Below are 16,379 nucleotides of genomic sequence, written 5' to 3' on the forward strand. Positions count from 1 at the left end.
CATGACCACCACCGCTCCGGTCGCCGAGAAGGCGACTCCCCGTTCGCGCGCGTTCAGCCGTGAACAGGTGCTGCAGGCGCTTCCCGGCGCCCTGCGCAAACTCAACCCCGCCACCCAGTGGCACAGCCCCGTCATGCTGCTGGTCTGGGTGGGCGCCGCCCTCACGACGCTCATCGCGATCGCCGAGCCGTTCCTGCACCAGGACGGACCGGCCGTTCCCGCAGGATTCACCTGGGGCATCGCGATCTGGCTGTGGCTGACGGTCGTGTTCGCGAACCTGGCCGAGTCGGTCGCCGAGGGTCGCGGCAAGGCGCAGGCCGCGTCGCTGCGCAAGACCCGCACGACGACTTTGGCCCGCAAGGTGGTCGCCTACGATCCGGCGACGGATGCCGCGGCCACCGCGGCCGAGACCGTCGAGATCGCGTCGGCCGAGCTGCGGCTCGGCGACGTGGTCGTCGTGACCGCGGGTGAGCTCATCCCGGGCGACGGCGACATCGTCGACGGCATCGCGACGGTCGACGAGTCGGCGATCACGGGCGAGTCCGCACCGGTCGTGCGCGAGTCGGGCGGCGACCGCAGTGCGGTCACCGGCGGCACCCGCGTGCTCAGCGACCGCATCGTGGTGCGCATCACCGCGAAGCCGGGCGAGACCTTCGTCGACCGCATGATCGCGCTCGTCGAGGGCGCGGCTCGTCAGCGCACGCCCAACGAGATCGCGCTGTCGATCCTGCTGGCGAGCCTGTCGATCGTGTTCGTGATCGTGGTGCTGACGCTGCAGCCGATCGCGGCCGCCGTGGGCGCCCCGGTGGGCATCCCGGTGCTCGTCGCCCTGCTCGTGTGCCTCATCCCGACGACGATCGGCGCGCTGCTGAGCGCCATCGGCATTGCCGGCATGGATCGTCTCGTGCAGCGCAACGTGCTGGCGATGTCGGGCCGTGCGGTCGAGGCTGCCGGCGACGTGTCGACGCTGCTGCTCGACAAGACCGGCACCATCACGTACGGCAACCGTCGCGCGACCGAGTTCGTGCGCATGCCCGGCGTCGGCGACGAGGTGCTCGCGCAGACCGCGGCGCTCTCGTCGCTCGCCGATCCCACCCCCGAGGGCACCTCGGTCGTCGAGCTGGCGACGAGCCGCGGCATCCGTGCGGAGCTGCCGGCCGGCGCCGTGTTCGTGCCGTTCACCGCGCAGACGCGCATGTCGGGCGTCGACCTCCACGACGGCACCGCGGTGCGCAAGGGCGCCGGCTCCGCCGTCACGGCGTGGCTGACCGGCGCGGGCGTGGAGATCTCCGACCACACCCGCCAGACCCTCACTCGCATCACCGACCAGATCGCCGGATCGGGCGGCACCCCGCTCGTCGTCGCGACCCTGGATGCCGCGGGCACCGGCGCGATCCTCGGCGTCATCCACCTGAAGGACGTGGTGAAGGACGGCCTGAAGGAGCGGTTCGCCGAGCTGCGGGCGATGGGCATCCGCACCGTCATGATCACGGGCGACAACCCGCTGACGGCGAAGGCGATCGCCGCGGAGGCGGGGGTCGACGACTTCCTCGCCGAGGCGACCCCGGAGGACAAGCTCGCGCTGATCAAGAAGGAGCAGGAGGGCGGGCGGCTCGTCGCGATGACCGGCGACGGCACGAACGACGCCCCCGCACTCGCGCAGGCCGATGTCGGCGTGGCGATGAACACGGGAACGTCGGCGGCGAAGGAGGCCGGCAACATGGTCGACCTCGACTCCGACCCGACGAAGCTGATCGACATCGTGCGCATCGGCAAGCAGCTGCTCATCACGCGCGGCGCACTGACCACCTTCTCGCTCGCGAACGACGTCGCCAAGTACTTCGCCATCATCCCGGCGATGTTCATGACGGTGTTCCCGGGCCTGGCGGCGCTGAACATCATGGGGCTGCACTCACCCGCCTCGGCGGTCACCAGCGCCATCATCTTCAACGCGCTGGTCATCATCGCCCTCGTGCCCCTCGCCCTGCGCGGGGTGGCGTACAAGCCGGCGAGCGCCGCGCGCATCCTCAACCGCAACCTGCTCGTCTACGGCATCGGCGGTGTCATCGCCCCGTTCATCGGCATCAAGCTGATCGACCTGGTCGTCGGCCTCATCCCCGGCTTCTGACCGAAGAAAAGAGACAGACATGTCCACGCTCTCGCGCACCTCGCTGCGCACCTTCGGCGTCGCCGTCCGTGCGATGCTCGTCTTCACGCTGATCCTCGGCATCGGCTACACCGCCGTGGTGACCGCGGTCGGCCAGCTGGTGTTCCCGTGGCAGGCGAACGGGTCGCTCGTCACCGACTCGTCGGGACAGACGGTCGGAAGCTCCCTGATCGGCCAGCAGTTCCTCGACACCGAGGGGAACCCCTCGCCGCGGTACTTCCAGCCGCGGCCGTCCGCGGCGGGCGAGGGCTACGACCCGACGGCCTCGGGCGGCTCCAACCTCGGCCCCACCAACCAGAAGCTCGTCGACGCGATCACCGGGCGCCGGGCGGCCGTCGCCGCGTTCGAGGGCGTCGACCCGTCGCTCGTTCCCGCCGACGCGATCACCGCGTCGGGCTCGGGTCTCGACTCCGACATCTCGGTGGCCTACGCCGACCTGCAGGTGGCCCGCATCGCCCGCGAACGGGGGTTCAGCGAACAGGTCGTGCAGCAGCTGGTCACGTCTAAGATCGAGCCGCGAGACCTCGGGTACCTCGGCGAGTCCCGGGTGAACGTGCTCGAGCTCAACCTGGCGCTCGACGCGCTCTCGCACTGAGACCTCGGGCGAAGGACGGACGACGATGCGACGGGGGCGACTGCGGGTCCTGCTCGGGGCCGCCCCCGGCGTGGGCAAGACCTACGCGATGCTCGAGGAGGGCCACCGGCTCTCCGCCGAGGGCGCCGATGTCGTCGTCGGCGTCGTCGAGACGCACGGGCGCGCGGCCACCGCCGCGCTGACCCGGGGTCTCGAGGTCGTTCGGCTGCGACGCGACCGGCACCGCGGGGTGAGCCTCGACGAGCTCGACGTCGAGGCGGTGATCACGCGGCATCCGTCGGTCGCCCTCATCGACGAGCTCGCCCACACGAACGCGCCCGGGTCGGCGCATGCGAAACGGTGGGAGGACGTCGAGCAGCTGCGGGACGCGGGCATCGACGTGATCACGACCGTCAACGTGCAGCACATCGCCTCTCTCAGCGACGTGATCGAGCAGATCACCGGCACCGTGCAGCGTGAGACGGTGCCCGATGCAGTGGTGCGGGGCGCCGACCAGATCGAGGTCGTCGACCTCGCCCCGCAGTCGCTGCGCGACCGCCTGTCGGCCGGTCTCGTCTACCCGGCGGAGCGGGTGGATGCCGCGCTGTCGAACTACTTCCGGCTGGGAAACCTGACGGCGCTGCGCGAGCTCGCGCTGCTGTGGCTCGCCGACGAGGTCGACTCCGCGCTCAAGCAGTACCGCGCCGAGCACGACATCGACGGCACCTGGACGACGCGTGAGCGCGTCGTGGTCGCGCTCACGGGCGGGCCGGAGGGCGAGACGCTCATCCGTCGCGGCGCCCGCATCGCGGCCCGCTCGGCGGGCGGTGAGCTGCTGGCGGTGCACGTGCTCAGCCAGGACGGCCTGCGGGGGGCGACGCCGGGGGCGCTCGCCACCCAGCGCGCACTCGTCGAGCAGCTCGGCGGCACCTATCACCAGCTCGTCGGCGACGACGTCGCGCACACCCTGGTGGAGTTCGCGCGCAGCGTGAACGCGAGCCAGCTCGTCATCGGCGTCAGCCGCCGCAGCCGCATGAGCGCGGCACTCACCGGGTCGGGCATCGGCGCGACGGTCATCCGCGATTCGGGCGACATCGACGTGCACATCGTCACCCACTCGGCGGCGGGCGGGAAGCTGCGCCTCCCCCGCGTGCGGGGCGGGGCGCTCAGCCGCGGGCGGCGCCTGCTCGGGTTCGCCGTCGCGCTTGTCGGCGGGCCGCTGCTGTCGTGGCTGCTGTTCTCGTTCCGCAGCGACGACTCGATCACCTCCGACGTGCTCGCCTACCAGCTGCTCGTCGTGATCGTCGCGCTCGTCGGCGGTATCTGGCCGGCACTGTTCGCCGCGGTGCTGTCGGGATTCACGCTCGACTACCTGTTCGTGCAGCCGCTGTTCACGATCACGATCGCCCATCCGCTGCACGCGCTCGCCCTCGGCCTCTACGTCGTCATCGCGATCCTGGTGAGCTACATCGTCGACCAGGCGGCCCGGCGTGCCCGGGTCGCCGAGCGCGCGACGGCGGAGGCGCGTCTGCTCGCCACCATCGCGGGCAGCGTGCTGCGCGGCGACAGTGCCGTCGAGGCGCTCGTCAGCCGCGCCCGTGAGGCGTTCGGGCTGCACGCGGTGCGGCTGGTCGGCGAGGGCGGCACAGTGCTGGCCGAGGATGTCGCCGACGGGCCGGCGCCCGCGAACGCCGCGTGCACGCGGCTCCCGGTCGGGGCGCGGGTGGGCGGCGCGCCGCGGGCGACGCTCGAGCTGACGGGCGACGAGCCGGATGGGGCATCCCGTCGGCTGCTCGATGTGATCGTCGCGCAGCTCGCCGCCGCGATCGACCATCTCGAACTGACCGCGGCCGCACGCGAGGCGGACGCCCTCGCCGAGACCGACCAGGTGCGCTCGGCGCTGCTGTCGGCCGTGAGCCACGACCTGCGCCGGCCTCTCGCGGCGGCGGTCGCGGCCGTCGGCGGGCTGCGGGCGGCCGATGTGCGGCTGAGCCCGACCGACCGCGCCGAGCTGCTCGAGACCGCGGACGAGAGCCTGCGCACCCTGTCGATGCTCGTGACCGACCTGCTCGATGTGAGCCGCGTGCAGGCGGGGGTGCTGGCGGTGTCGCTCGCGCCGGTCGATGCCGCCGGCGCCCTGCTGGCGGCGCTCGACGAGCTCGGCTACGGCCCCGACGAGGTCGAGGTGGCGCTCGATCCCGACCTGCCGCCGCTCGTCGCCGACCCGGTGCTGCTGCAGCGGGTGCTCGTGAACCTCCTCGCCAACGCGCGCCGCTTCGCGGCACCCGGAACCCATGTGGTGGTCACGACGAGCCGGCTGGGCGAGCTCGCGCAGATCCGGGTGATCGACCGCGGCCCCGGGGTGCCGGCCGACCGCCGCGACGACATCTTCGCGCCGTTCCAGCGGCAGGGCGACACCGACAACACGACCGGCCTCGGTCTCGGGCTCGCGATCTCCCGCGGGTTCACCGAGGGCATGGGCGGCACGCTCACCCCCGAGGACACCCCGGGCGGCGGGCTCACGATGGTCGTGGAACTGCCGGTGCAGCCGGTCGCCGAGACGACGACGCAGGGGGCGCGATGAAGGTTCTGGTGGCCGATGACGACCCGCAGCTCGTGCGGGCGCTGCGCATCACGCTGTCGGCGCACGGCTACGAGGTGATCGCCGCGCCCGACGGGGCGGCGGCGGTGACGCTCGCCGCGCAGGCGCATCCCGACATCGTGCTGCTCGATCTCGGGATGCCGCGGCTCGACGGCGTGCAGGTGATCGAGGCGCTGCGCGGCTGGACGACCGCGCCGATCATCGTGGTCTCGGGGCGCACGGGCTCGGCCGACAAGGTGGAGGCGCTCGACGCCGGCGCCGACGACTACGTCACGAAGCCGTTCCAGGTCGACGAGCTGCTGGCGCGGCTGCGCGCATTGGCGCGTCGGCGACCGGATGCCGCGGGCGAGCCGGTGGTGCGTTTCGCCGACGTGACGATCGACCTGGCCGCCAAGTCGGTGACGCGGGCGGGCGCGCGCGTGCATCTGACGCCGACCGAGTGGCGGATGCTGGAGTTCCTCGCCCGCAACCCCGACGCGCTGGTCACCCGGCAGACGCTCTTGAAGGAGATCTGGGCGAGCGAGCAGATCGCCGACACCGGGTATCTGCGCCTCTACATGTCGCAGCTGCGCAAGAAGCTCGAGGCCGACCCCGCCCACCCGGTGCACCTCCTCACCGAGCAGGGCATGGGCTACCGCCTGGTGCCGGGCGACTAGCGTCCGGCACCAGGCGGCGCGCGGTCAGACGGCGGCGAGCGCGTCGAGCCGCTGGTAGCTGCGCTCCATGCCCTCGGTCATGCCGGTGCCGAGGATCATGTCGCGGGTCGCGGCATCCGGGTATTCGATCAGCAGCGTGAGAAGGGTGACGCCGTCCTCTTCGTAGAGAGTCAGGTCGTTGAGGGTCGACGGTCCGGGCATGCCGGTCATGCGCTCGGTGGTCACGACGCGGCGCGGGGCGTCGACGACGAGCGTGTCGCCCTCGAACCCGAACGCCTGGCCCTCGCCGCCCTCGACGGGAGCCCACGCGTAGCGGTAGGTGTCGCCCGCAGCGAGCCCGGGTTCGGCGATCGTCATCTCCCACCCGTCGGGGCCGAGCAGCCAGGTCTTGAGCAGCTCTGGCTCGTGGTGCGCGCGCCACACCAGCTCACGGGGGCCTTCGATGAGTCGGGTGATGCGCACGTGGGTGTCGTCGAGAACCTCGACCTGGGTCCCGGCGCCGAGGGCGTAGTCACGCAGGTCGCGCAGCACCGCGTCGAGCTGGCTGATCGCCATGGTGAAGCCTTCGCGCATGCCCATCGCGAGCATCTGCTCGAGCGCCTCGACCGAGACGAAGTGGGAGACGCTGACCAGGCGTGCGCCGGTCGGGGTGGGCTCGACGGCGAACGTCGCCCGCATGCCGGGCATGTCGGGCACGCTGTCGCCGTTCTCGTCGGCGAAGGTGTCGAGCACCTCGAAGCGGTGCGGGGCGTCGATGACGAGGAACTCCCACCGGGCGTGCGCGAGCACTCCGCGCGGGCCCGTCATATGGTAGCTCGCGATGCCGCCGACCGTGAAGTCGAAGCGGGTGAACGAGGCCGGCCATCCGGGCGGGCCCCAGAAGCGCTCGAGCTGGGCGGGTTCGGTGAACGCGCGCCAGAGCCGCTCGGGGGTGGCGGCGACGTCGGCGATGAGGGTGAGGGTGAGGGCCTCGGGGTCGACGGTGACGGAGGTGACGGGCATGGCGAGCTCCTCTTTTCGGGGCGGATGCCGCGGCGCGGCGTCCTTCGGGGGGATCAGGCGGGGGTGGCGTCTTCGGCGAGCAGAGCGTCGAGCCGGTCGATGCGCGAGCGCCAGACGCGCTCGTACTCGGCCAGCAGGCGCCGCGCCCGCGCGATGGTGTCGGGATCGGCGCGCACGAGTCGCTCCCTCCCTTCCGCACGTTTGACGACGAGGTGGGCGGCCTCGAGCACGGCGACGTGCTTCTGCACGGCGGCGAAGCTCATGTCGTAGGCCGCGGCGAGCGCCGAGACGGTCTGCTCACCCGTGAGGGTGCGCTGCAGGATGTCGCGGCGCGTGGCGTCGGCGAGGGCCCGGAAGATGCGGTCCACGTCGGCGTCGGCGAGTTCAGTAAATACAACCATTTGGTTGTAGGTTACGACGCGCGCCGGACAGCGTCAAGCCCCGATCACGCCCGCGCGCGATCGGCGGCGCGCTCCACACCGAGGAAGATCGCCACGAAGCCGAGGAGCAGCGGCACGCCGAGCCACACGACTCCCGAGACGACGCCGACCACGGTCATCCACGCCTCGGTCAGCGGCGCGGGCATCACCCACACCACCGCCTGCATCACGGCGAACGCCACGGCGCCCCCGAGCGGAACCCAGCGCCACGGGCGCGGGACGACATCAACCCGAGCGATCTCGACCGCGGCGACGATCGCGGCACCCAGCATGAGCACCAGCAGCGCGAGGCTGTAGAGCGCGATCTCCGCGCCGCCGGCCACGGTCAGTGCCTCGTTCGCCGGAGTCGGGTCGACGTACCCCTGCACGAGCACCAGCGCGCTGAGTGCGAGCAGGGCGACCGTGCCGAGCGGGCGCCGGCCGGTGACGCTCGCCGCCCGGGTGAAGCCCACCGCGAAGAGCGCGTACGCCGCCGCCGTGAGCGCGGGCGCGATCGGCGGGGTGCCACCACGCGGAATCGCCGTCTGCGAGGTCCAGAGCGCACCGATCACCAGCAGCGCCCCGGCAACGACCCACGATCGAGCGGTCATCGTCGACTCCCTCATAGCAACATCACAGCACGTGGTCCGACGGCGCACAACGGATGCCGCGGCATCCGCTCACGACGGCGGTAGCACCCGACGCGCCCCCAAGAACCATCGCGTCGGGTACTCCGCCCCACCCCCGGGCTACCGCCCGGGGGCTGTGAGTCCGAGCGCGGCGCAGAAGGACGCATCGTCCTTGCCGGCCGCGTTCGGAAGTACGGCGATCCGTCGGTCCGACAGCACGCAGGCCGTCGGGTTGGGCACGTACGGCCCCGCCGGCGCGTCCTCGCCCGTGCGCACGGCCGTATAGCTCGCCTCGCACACGGCGAGAGCGGTCGCGACACGGTCGGCCATCGACAGTTCGGTGTTCTTGTCACGGTCGGTCTCGACCGACGTGGACGTGCTGTGGTTCGACGTCAGATCGGTGCTCGTGTAGCAGTCGAACGTCACGTTGCGGTCGTCGACCGAGGCGAACAGGGCCGCGACGCCCGCCGTCGAGGCGGCGAGCACGAGGGCCGTCGCACCCGCGACCCACCAGAATCGGCGGCGGCGACGCGTGCGACGCACGGCGATGATCGTGAGCACCTCGCGACGCATGCGCGCGATCTGCTCGTCGGTCGGGGGAAGCTGAAGAGTCATGATGTCGACCCCTCCTCTTCGCCGGGCGTGAGCGCCGCCCGCAGGCGCGCACGGATACGGGACAGCCGATTGCGGATGACGCCGTGGGACACGTCGAAGGCCTCGGCGGCCTGCGCGTAGCTGAACCCGTATTCGATGCACAGGTCGAACAGGCACTGGTCGTCGAACGAGAGGGCCGAGATCGCGGAGGCGATGGCGTCGGAGAGCAGGCGCCGCTCGATCTCTTCGGCGGGTCCGGGGGCGCGGGTGGCCACGGTGTCGTCGAGATCGGTCGATCGCTGCTGGTCCCGCACGCGCTTGCGGATGTGCGAGCGGGAGACGTTGCGGCACGTGACGAGCAGCCACGGCAGCGTGGAGCCGCCGACCAGGTGGATCGCGTGGGCCTTCTCGAACGCGACCACGAAGACGTCCTGGGTGACGTCCTCCGCGGCGTGGGGGTCGAGGCCGAGGCTCGCGGCGAACCGGTAGACGGTGGCGACATGACGGTCGTACAGCGCGCCGAACGCGCGGGAGTCGCCCGTGGAGACGGCCGCGAGCAGCGCGCGGTCGTCGGAGACATCGGTCTCCGTCGCGCTCAGCTCAGCCGTCATACCTGGTAATGCCCGTCGCCTCGGATTCGTCTCAGATTCTTCTGGACTTTTTTCGCGGCTCCCGCACGACGGCCTCCGCACCAGGATGCCCGCTGCGCGCGGGTTTGACCCGGCAGGCGCCCGTGCGCCACGATCGGCTCGGGGAGCCCTCGCAAGGGCCGATCATCAGGGGGAGATGATGGGGGAACGTTTCGCGCGGCGTCATGTCGCAGAGCTGGTGGGTGTGCTGATCGGCGCCGCGCTCGTGGTCAGTTCGGCGACGCCGGCCCGGGCGGATGCCGGGGGCGGCGAGAACTGCGGCGTCTTCCTCGAGTCCGGGCTCACGATCTGCGCCCCCGCGGGCGATGACCTCCACGCCGCAGTCACCGCGCAGACCGGCTACACGATCGTCGACGGCGACGAGACCGACGCGGGTCGTGCGACGACGGTCAGCTACCTGCTCGCGCGGCTCTACGACAACGCCGACTACGGCGGCGCGTACTACGAGGTGTGGGGATCATCTGGCTGCTCGTCGGCGGTCGGCGTGCGCGGCGTCGCCGACATCGGCGTCGGCTGGTACGGCAGGGTGAGCTCGTTCCAGGGCTTCTCGAGCTGCCGGGTCAAGGTGTGGCAGAACACGTCGTTCACCGGGTCGAGCGTCGGTTTCGCGTCATCGAGCAGCTACGTCGGCGCGGTCATGAACGACCAGACGCGTTCGGTGCAGGTCGTCTACTGAGCGGATGCCGCGGCATCCCGTTCGTCTGTCAGCACCCTGTCGCCGCTGCTCGCACCGCCGCGCCCGCAGCACCGTCATGAGCAGGCTCACCGCGGACGGATGTCGCCGAGCCCGACGGCGCCCGGACACGGCAGCGCGACGACATCGCCGACACCGAGGTCGGCGGGCAGCACCACGGTGCAGGCACCCAGCCGCCACCGGCGCTCCGCGGCGTGCGAGATGCGCCCGAGCAGTCGGGCCTCGGCCCAGCACGGCGCGAGCTCGTCGAGACGGGCGTCGAGGCGCAGCATCCCGTCGTCGCAACCGGTGACCGCCGCCACGAGCACGCTCGTCGACGCTGTCGCCGAGGGGACGCCGCCCGACAGCGGCACGATCGCGGGCGCCGTCGTCACGCACGGGGTGCCGCACAGCTCCGCGTAGCGCAGCACCGAGACGCCGGCGATCACGACGTCGCGCGGGGTCGCGTGGGTGCGGGCGGGCCAGGCGTCGCCCGCGAGGGGCGCCGGCAGAGAGTCGCGCAGGGTGGGCAACAGGGAGGTGAGTGTCATGACTCCGGTCTAGGGGCGACGGGATGCCGCATCCCCCGCCCCTCACGGATCCCATGCGCCCGCGCGCCCGATCCTCACGCGCGTCCGGCACGGGTGCGCCGGCGCGCGCCCCGGCTAGACTTGCCGCATCCCCGGCAGCCCTCGATTCTTGGAGACCAGCCGCGTGAGCACCTCCGCCGCTCCCCTCGGCAAGATCGCCGACACCGTCGCCGACGCCGAAGCCACCCCCGAGAAGGAGCAGCCGTACGCGGCGCTCGGTCTCAAGCCCGACGAGTATGCGCAGATCCGCGAGATCCTCGGCCGCCGTCCCACCAGCGGAGAGCTGGCGATGTACTCGGTCATGTGGAGCGAGCACTGCTCCTACAAGTCGAGCAAGATCTACCTGCGCCAGTTCGGCCAGAAGGTCAGCGACGAGATGCGCGAGCGCCTCATGGTCGGCATGGGCCAGAACGCGGGCGTCGTCGATATCGGCGAGGGCTGGGCGGTGACCTTCAAGGTCGAGTCGCACAACCACCCGAGCTACATCGAGCCTTTCCAGGGCGCCGCGACCGGCGTCGGCGGCATCGTGCGCGACATCATCTCGATGGGCGCGCGCCCGGTGGCCGTCATGGACCAGCTGCGCTTCGGTGCGATCGATCACCCCGACACTGCCCGCGTCGTGCACGGCGTCGTCAGCGGCATCTCCTTCTACGGCAACTGCCTGGGCCTGCCGAACATCGGCGGTGAGACCGTGTTCGACGCGGTCTACCAGGGCAACCCGCTCGTCAACGCGCTCGCCGTGGGCGTGCTGCGCCACGACGACCTGAAGCTCGCGAACGCGGTCGGCCCCGGCAACAAGGTCGTGCTGTTCGGCGCCCGCACCGGCGGCGACGGCATCGGCGGGGCATCCATCCTCGCGTCCGACACGTTCGCCGACGGCGGCCCCACCAAGCGCCCGGCCGTGCAGGTCGGCGACCCGTTCGCCGAGAAGGTGCTCATCGAGTGCTGCCTCGAGCTCTACCGCGACGAGCTGGTCGAGGCGATCCAGGACCTCGGCGCCGCCGGCATCTCGTGCGCCACGAGCGAGCTCGCCGCGAACGGCGGCTCGGGCATGCGCGTCGACCTCGAGAAGGTGCTGCTGCGCGACCCCTCGCTCACGCCCGAGGAGATCCTCATGAGCGAGAGCCAGGAGCGCATGATGGCGATCGTGCGCCCCGAGAAGCTCGACGAGTTCCTGGCTGTGACCGGCAAGTGGGACGTCGAGACGAGCGTGCTGGGCGAGGTCACCGGCGACGGTCGTCTCGAGATCTTCTGGCACGGCGAGAAGATCGTCGACGTCGACCCCTCGACGGTCGCGGTCGACGGCCCGGTCTACGAGCGTCCGGTGGCATACCCGACGTGGATCGACGCCCTGCAGGACGATTCCGCCGCCGCCCTCGAGCGCAGCGCCGACGCCGACATCCTGCGTGCGCAGTTCACCGCGCTGGTCTCGAGCCCGAACCTCGCGGATGCCTCGTGGGTCACGAACCAGTACGACTACTACGTGCTCGGCAACACGGCCCTCTCGTTCCCCGATGACGCGGGCATGGTTCGCGTCGACGAGCAGTCGGGTCTCGGGTTCGCGATCGCGACCGACTGCAACGGCCGCTTCTGCCAGCTCGACCCCTACGAGGGCGCGAAGCTCGCCCTCGCCGAGGCCTACCGCAACGTCGCCGTCACCGGCGCCGTGCCCACGGCTGTCACCGACTGCCTCAACTTCGGCAGCCCCGAGAACCCCGAGGTCATGTGGCAGTTCTCACGGGCCGTCGAGGGCCTGTCGGACGGCTGCCTCGAGCTCGGCATCCCCGTCACCGGCGGCAACGTGAGCTTCTACAACCAGACCGGCGACACCCCGATCCACCCGACCCCCGTCGTCGGCGTGCTCGGCATCATCGACGACGTCGCGGCGCGCATCCCGTCGGGCTGGCAGGACGCCGGCGAGAACATCTACCTGCTGGGGGTCACCTCCACCGAGCTCAGCGGCTCGCAGTGGGCGCAGACGGTGCACGGACACCTCGGCGGCCGTCCGCCGAAGGTGGACCTCGCGGCCGAGAAGCGCCTCGCCGAGCTGCTGCGCGCAGCGGGCGACCAGGGTCTCGTCTCCAGCGCCCACGACCTGTCCGAGGGCGGGCTCGCGCAGAGCCTCACCGACGGCGTGCTGCGCTTCGGCGTCGGCGCGCGGGTGTGGCTGACGGAGATCATCGAGCGCGACGGGGTGGATGCGGCATCCGCCCTGTTCTCGGAGTCGACCGGCCGCGTGCTCGTGACCGTGCCCCGCGAGGAGGACGTCAAGTTCCGCGGGCTCTGCGAGGGGCGCGGCTACCCGGTGCTGCGCATCGGGGTGACCGACGCCCCCGCCGACGGCTCGGCCAGCGCCCTAGAGGTGCAGGGCCTGTTCACCCTGCCGGTGCCCGAGCTGCGGTCACTGTCGACCGGCACGCTGCCGGCCGCGTTCGGCGCGATCGTGACGGAGCCGGAGGTCGTGCGATGAGCGATTCACCCGATGACCTGGGCGAGCGCCCTTACACGACCCGCACGCGCATCGTCGCGTGGGTCGTGATCATCGCGCTCGTGCTCGTCGGCGGCGGCGCGACCGTCGTTTCGCTGCTGATCCACTGACCCGCGGGCCGCGCGCGGGCGCGGTTACGATGAGGGCGTGGACCAGTTCTGGGGTTTCGCCGCGCACTACTGGTGGTTGGCGTTCCCGTTGTTCGGGGTGGTCGCGGCGGCCGGCCGCGGCTGGGAGCGCAATGCCCGGCGGCGCCACGAACGACGCCTCGAGGTGCTGCGCACGAAGGGCGAGATCCGGGCGGCGCAGATCGCCGCCCGGAAGGATCCGAAGGCCGTCGGATCGACGCGTCCCGCGCAGAAGGATGCCGCGCTCTCCCCGCTCGCCCAGCTGTTCGCCGATCACGACGAGGTGCGCCGGCGGTGGCTCGACTACGAGCTGGATGTCTCGAAGGCGATCGCGTACCCCGCGATGAGCGACGGTCGTCAGCCGCTCACGGCCGCGTTCCTGCGCGCCGGGAAGAAGGCCGACCGGCTGCGGCCCGCCGAAGGTCGCAAGGTGTCCGCGGACGAGCTGCGCGAGTACCGCGAGGCCGTCACCGACTACGAGGTCGCGTTCGATCTCGCCGAGCGCGATGCACGACGCCTGCGCGACTCCGGGTTCACCGAGGCAGAGCGCAAGCGCCTGCACACGGCGCAGCAGCTGTTGACGGTCGCCGTCGACGAGGCGGCGACGCCCGCCGAGCGCCAGCTCGCCTACCAGCGTGTGCGCGAGGAGCTCGACGGGCTCATCTCGCTCTCCGACGAGGCGCTCGACGTGCTCGAGAAGAAGGTCGCCCTCGAGATCACCGCGCCGAAGGCGACTCCGACGGCGCACGAGGCGACCTCCGGTCCCGACCGCGCGTGAGGCACGTTGCGGCGGGTGACAGTGCGGGTTGTAGGCCCGGGCGGGAGCTTCCGAGAATGAGCGCGTGAGCTCCCTTCCCCCGACCTCCTCCCCCGCCGCGGCGGCTCCGACGCCGCGGCTGTCCGCGAGTGACGTGCAGGTGCTCGACAACCCGGCATGGTTCTCCCTGGCCGGCCCGCACGCGCGATTCGCCCTCGGCGACGATCTCGCGCGACGCTATCCCGGCGACGTCGCGCCCTTCGTCGCGGTGCGCGACTGGAACGACCCCGGGGTGTGGGATCGACTGCACCGCCTGGTCGGGCCGTCGGCCGAGATCGGCCTCAACGGCGCCCCCGACGCACTGCCGGACGGCTGGGAGGTGCTCGGCGGAGGGTCGGGCGTGCAGCTGGTCGAGACCGACGTCCTCTCCCCCCGCCCGGAGCCCGAAGCGGTGCTGCTCGGTGCCGACGACGTGCCCGAGATGCTCGCGATCGTCGAACGCAACCAGCCGGGACCCTTCCTCCCCCGCACCCACGAGCTCGGACGCTACATCGGCATCCGCCGCGACGGACGCCTCATCGCCATGGCCGGTGAGCGGCTGCACCCGTCCGGCTGGACCGAGATCAGCGCGGTGTCGGTCGATGCCGACCATCGTCGCCAGGGGCTCGCGTCACGGCTCGTGCTCGACGTCGCGTTCCACATCCAGCAGCGCGGCGACCGCGCGCTGCTGCACGCGGCGGCGACCAACGTGGGCGCGATCGCCGCCTACGAGAGGCTCGGCTTCGTCCTGCGCCGGCACACCACGTTCGCCGCAGTGCGCACACCGGCGTTCGACCCGTCCTAGTCGCTCGCGAGACGTCGAGGCGGGCGATCCGCTCGACGTCGCCGCAGCAGTCGGGGGCCGCAGATCGAACCCCACGCCGGCACCCGGTTTCCGCCATACTGAAACCGGGTGCCGGGGGGCACCTGTTGATGCCGGTGCCCGCCGGCGAAAGGGGTAAGAATCATGGACTTCCTGTCGAACTTCGGGAGCCTCCTGTGGTGGTTCCTGTCGATCTTCGTATTCGTCGCCTACCTGATGGCGCTGTTCTCGATCATCGGTGACCTGTTCCGCGACCACACGCTCAACGGCTGGTGGAAGGCGCTGTGGATCCTCTTCCTGATCTTCGTGCCGTTCCTGACCGCCCTCGTCTACCTGATCGCGCGCGGTCAGGGCATGGCCGAGCGCAGCCGCGCCCAGGCCACGAAGGCGCAGGAGGCGGCCGACGACTACATCCGCTCCGTGTCGGGAACGAGCGCGGCCGATGAGATCGCGAAGGCGAAGGCGCTGCTCGACGCCGGAACGATCACGGCAGCCGAGTACGAGTCGCTCAAGGCGCGCGCGCTCGCGGGCTGACCGATGACCGACGAACGACCGTCCCCGTCGCGCGCCCGCGCCTGGGGGCGGTCGTTCGCGTCGGGGCTGGTGCTCACGATCGCGCTCGTGCTCGCGCCGCTGTCGATCATCACGGGCTGGGCCCGGGTGCAGCTCGTCGACACCGACGCGTTCGTCGCCGCCTACGCCCCGCTCGCGCACGACCCCGCCGTGCAGCAGAGCGTCACCGACGCGACGATGACGGTCATCGCCCAGCACGTGGACTACACGGCGATCGCCGGCCAGGTCATCGACGGCATCACCTCGCTCGGCACCGGCCCTCTCGCAACCCGGGCGCTCGACGCCCTCAAGGGACCCGCCGCGCAGGGCCTCGAGTCGGTCGTGCGCACGAACGTCGCGAGATTCGTGGCATCCGACGCGTTCGCGACCGTCTTCTCGACCGCGTTGCGCACCACCCACGCCCAGCTGGTGAAGACGATGCAGGGCGACCCGAACGCGCTCGTCTCGGTCGCCTCCGACGGCACCATCGGGCTCGAGCTCGGCCCCGTCGTCGCCGCGGTCCGCCAGCACCTCATCGACTCGCAGGTGCCGTTCGCCGCGCAGATCCCGGCGGTGCAGCGCACCATCCCGATCGCCCAGGCCGATGCACTGCCGACCGCGCAGACCGGCTACGCGGTCGCGGTCGCCGTCGGCGCGTGGCTGCCGTTCGCCGCCGCGGTGCTCCTGGTCGCGGGCATCCTGCTGGCCCGCCGCCGCCACCGGGCGGCCGTCGTCGCCGGCCTCGCCCTCGCGCTCGGCACGCTGATCCTCATCATCGGGCGCGCCGTCGCGGCATCCATCGTCAGCGCCGCACTGGCTCCGCAGGGCATTTCGGATGCCGCCTCCGCGGCCCTGTTCTCGGTCGTCACCGACGGCATGGTCTCGGTCGCGGCATGGACGTGCGCGGGCGGCGTGCTCGGTGCGGTCGCGGTGTGGATCGCAGGCCCCTGGCGCCCGGCACGCGCGATCCGGGCGAAGGTGCGCACCTGGACCACGAGGACGTCCACGGCCTGAGCTGTGGATTCTCCCGGCACCG

General features: G+C 71.7%; 17 protein-coding genes. 11 read left to right on the forward strand and 6 right to left on the reverse strand.

Annotation, left to right across the window (positions count from 1 at the left end):
- Nucleotide 1 precedes the first annotated feature (1 nt).
- The 4 genes from kdpB to FFS51_RS00955 are packed head-to-tail and all read left to right on the forward strand — an operon-like array spanning nt 2 to nt 5,999.
- Complete coding sequence (gene kdpB / locus FFS51_RS00940; protein ID WP_137877220.1) at nt 2–2,128, forward strand: potassium-transporting ATPase subunit KdpB; 2,127 nt, start codon at nt 2–4, stop codon at nt 2,126–2,128.
- 19 nt (nt 2,129–2,147) lie between these two features.
- Nucleotides 2,148–2,762, forward strand: coding sequence for a K(+)-transporting ATPase subunit C (kdpC, locus tag FFS51_RS00945; RefSeq protein WP_137877221.1), 615 nt, complete (start codon nt 2,148–2,150; stop codon nt 2,760–2,762).
- Between the two features lie 25 nt (nt 2,763–2,787).
- Nucleotides 2,788–5,325, forward strand: a complete 2,538-nt coding sequence (locus FFS51_RS00950; protein WP_137877222.1) for an ATP-binding protein — start codon at nt 2,788–2,790, stop codon at nt 5,323–5,325.
- The gene (locus FFS51_RS00955; protein WP_056206216.1) at nt 5,322–5,999 is read left to right on the forward strand and encodes a response regulator; all 678 of its coding nucleotides are present in this window, start codon (nt 5,322–5,324) and stop codon (nt 5,997–5,999) included. The genes FFS51_RS00950 and FFS51_RS00955 overlap by 4 nt, the downstream gene beginning before the upstream one ends.
- A gap of 24 nt (nt 6,000–6,023) precedes the next feature.
- On the opposite strand, the gene FFS51_RS00960 is transcribed toward FFS51_RS00955, so the two are convergent.
- The 5 genes from FFS51_RS00960 to FFS51_RS00980 all read right to left on the reverse strand — a co-directional run bounded on the left by FFS51_RS00960 (nt 6,024) and on the right by FFS51_RS00980 (nt 9,254).
- Complete coding sequence (locus FFS51_RS00960) at nt 6,024–7,001, reverse strand: SRPBCC family protein (RefSeq protein WP_137877223.1); 978 nt, start codon at nt 6,999–7,001, stop codon at nt 6,024–6,026.
- Nucleotides 7,002–7,054: 53 nt separating this feature from the next.
- On the reverse strand, nt 7,055–7,402 hold the full coding sequence (locus tag FFS51_RS00965; protein ID WP_137877224.1) for an ArsR/SmtB family transcription factor: 348 nt from the start codon (nt 7,400–7,402) through the stop codon (nt 7,055–7,057).
- 44 nt (nt 7,403–7,446) lie between these two features.
- Nucleotides 7,447–8,031 carry a hypothetical protein gene (locus FFS51_RS00970; RefSeq protein WP_137877225.1) on the reverse strand — a complete coding sequence of 195 codons (585 nt, stop codon included), beginning with the start codon at nt 8,029–8,031 and terminating at the stop codon, nt 7,447–7,449.
- A gap of 138 nt (nt 8,032–8,169) precedes the next feature.
- Nucleotides 8,170–8,664 carry a DUF3108 domain-containing protein gene (locus tag FFS51_RS00975; protein ID WP_137877226.1) on the reverse strand — a complete coding sequence of 165 codons (495 nt, stop codon included), beginning with the start codon at nt 8,662–8,664 and terminating at the stop codon, nt 8,170–8,172.
- Nucleotides 8,661–9,254, reverse strand: coding sequence for an RNA polymerase sigma factor (locus FFS51_RS00980; protein WP_045247965.1), 594 nt, complete (start codon nt 9,252–9,254; stop codon nt 8,661–8,663). Before FFS51_RS00980 ends, FFS51_RS00975 begins: the two co-directional genes overlap by 4 nt.
- Nucleotides 9,255–9,432: 178 nt before the next feature.
- Between FFS51_RS00980 and FFS51_RS00985 the strand changes: the two genes are divergently transcribed.
- The gene (locus FFS51_RS00985; protein ID WP_048808977.1) at nt 9,433–9,969 is read left to right on the forward strand and encodes a hypothetical protein; all 537 of its coding nucleotides are present in this window, start codon (nt 9,433–9,435) and stop codon (nt 9,967–9,969) included.
- An 86-nt stretch (nt 9,970–10,055) separates the two neighbouring features.
- Here FFS51_RS00985 and FFS51_RS00990 read toward each other — a convergent pair whose 3' ends face one another.
- Nucleotides 10,056–10,517 (reverse strand): hypothetical protein, encoded by a 462-nt coding sequence (locus FFS51_RS00990; RefSeq protein WP_137877227.1) that lies wholly within the window; start codon nt 10,515–10,517, stop codon nt 10,056–10,058.
- Between the two features lie 163 nt (nt 10,518–10,680).
- On the opposite strand from FFS51_RS00990, the gene purL reads away from it, so the two are divergent.
- The 6 genes from purL (at nt 10,681) to FFS51_RS01015 (ending at nt 16,357) form a co-directional block, all read left to right on the forward strand.
- On the forward strand, nt 10,681–13,026 hold the full coding sequence (purL, locus tag FFS51_RS00995; protein ID WP_137877228.1) for a phosphoribosylformylglycinamidine synthase subunit PurL: 2,346 nt from the start codon (nt 10,681–10,683) through the stop codon (nt 13,024–13,026).
- Nucleotides 13,023–13,154 (forward strand): hypothetical protein, encoded by a 132-nt coding sequence (locus tag FFS51_RS14945; protein WP_048808975.1) that lies wholly within the window; start codon nt 13,023–13,025, stop codon nt 13,152–13,154. The genes purL and FFS51_RS14945 overlap by 4 nt, the downstream gene beginning before the upstream one ends.
- A gap of 37 nt (nt 13,155–13,191) precedes the next feature.
- Nucleotides 13,192–13,950, forward strand: coding sequence for a hypothetical protein (locus FFS51_RS01000; RefSeq protein ID WP_137877229.1), 759 nt, complete (start codon nt 13,192–13,194; stop codon nt 13,948–13,950).
- A gap of 64 nt (nt 13,951–14,014) precedes the next feature.
- A complete protein-coding gene (locus tag FFS51_RS01005) occupies nt 14,015–14,773 on the forward strand; it encodes a GNAT family N-acetyltransferase (protein WP_431463289.1) in 759 nt (252 codons plus the stop codon).
- Nucleotides 14,774–14,935: 162 nt separating this feature from the next.
- Nucleotides 14,936–15,325 carry an SHOCT domain-containing protein gene (locus tag FFS51_RS01010; RefSeq protein ID WP_045247961.1) on the forward strand — a complete coding sequence of 130 codons (390 nt, stop codon included), beginning with the start codon at nt 14,936–14,938 and terminating at the stop codon, nt 15,323–15,325.
- 3 nt (nt 15,326–15,328) lie between these two features.
- Nucleotides 15,329–16,357 carry a hypothetical protein gene (locus FFS51_RS01015; RefSeq protein WP_137877230.1) on the forward strand — a complete coding sequence of 343 codons (1,029 nt, stop codon included), beginning with the start codon at nt 15,329–15,331 and terminating at the stop codon, nt 16,355–16,357.
- The last annotated feature ends 22 nt before the right edge of the window (nt 16,358–16,379 follow it).

Source organism: Microbacterium sp. 4NA327F11 (assembly GCF_005503465.1).
Lineage (GTDB): Bacteria > Actinomycetota > Actinomycetes > Actinomycetales > Microbacteriaceae > Microbacterium > Microbacterium ginsengisoli.

What these genes read in the sequence shown, in the direction of transcription:
- FFS51_RS00970 (WP_137877225.1), bottom strand. Translation starts at nt 8,031, where the DNA reads ATGACCGCTCGATCGTGGGTCGTTGCCGGGGCGCTGCTGGTGATCGGT.
- FFS51_RS00980 (WP_045247965.1), bottom strand. Translation starts at nt 9,254, where the DNA reads ATGACGGCTGAGCTGAGCGCGACGGAGACCGATGTCTCCGACGACCGC.
- FFS51_RS00950 (WP_137877222.1), top strand. Translation starts at nt 2,788, where the DNA reads ATGCGACGGGGGCGACTGCGGGTCCTGCTCGGGGCCGCCCCCGGCGTG.
- FFS51_RS00955 (WP_056206216.1), top strand. Translation starts at nt 5,322, where the DNA reads ATGAAGGTTCTGGTGGCCGATGACGACCCGCAGCTCGTGCGGGCGCTG.
- FFS51_RS00975 (WP_137877226.1), bottom strand. Translation starts at nt 8,664, where the DNA reads ATGACTCTTCAGCTTCCCCCGACCGACGAGCAGATCGCGCGCATGCGT.
- FFS51_RS00965 (WP_137877224.1), bottom strand. Translation starts at nt 7,402, where the DNA reads ATGGTTGTATTTACTGAACTCGCCGACGCCGACGTGGACCGCATCTTC.
- FFS51_RS00985 (WP_048808977.1), top strand. Translation starts at nt 9,433, where the DNA reads ATGGGGGAACGTTTCGCGCGGCGTCATGTCGCAGAGCTGGTGGGTGTG.
- FFS51_RS00960 (WP_137877223.1), bottom strand. Translation starts at nt 7,001, where the DNA reads ATGCCCGTCACCTCCGTCACCGTCGACCCCGAGGCCCTCACCCTCACC.
- FFS51_RS00990 (WP_137877227.1), bottom strand. Translation starts at nt 10,517, where the DNA reads ATGACACTCACCTCCCTGTTGCCCACCCTGCGCGACTCTCTGCCGGCG.
- FFS51_RS01010 (WP_045247961.1), top strand. Translation starts at nt 14,936, where the DNA reads ATGGACTTCCTGTCGAACTTCGGGAGCCTCCTGTGGTGGTTCCTGTCG.
- kdpB (WP_137877220.1), top strand. Translation starts at nt 2, where the DNA reads ATGACCACCACCGCTCCGGTCGCCGAGAAGGCGACTCCCCGTTCGCGC.
- kdpC (WP_137877221.1), top strand. Translation starts at nt 2,148, where the DNA reads ATGTCCACGCTCTCGCGCACCTCGCTGCGCACCTTCGGCGTCGCCGTC.
- FFS51_RS14945 (WP_048808975.1), top strand. Translation starts at nt 13,023, where the DNA reads ATGAGCGATTCACCCGATGACCTGGGCGAGCGCCCTTACACGACCCGC.
- FFS51_RS01015 (WP_137877230.1), top strand. Translation starts at nt 15,329, where the DNA reads ATGACCGACGAACGACCGTCCCCGTCGCGCGCCCGCGCCTGGGGGCGG.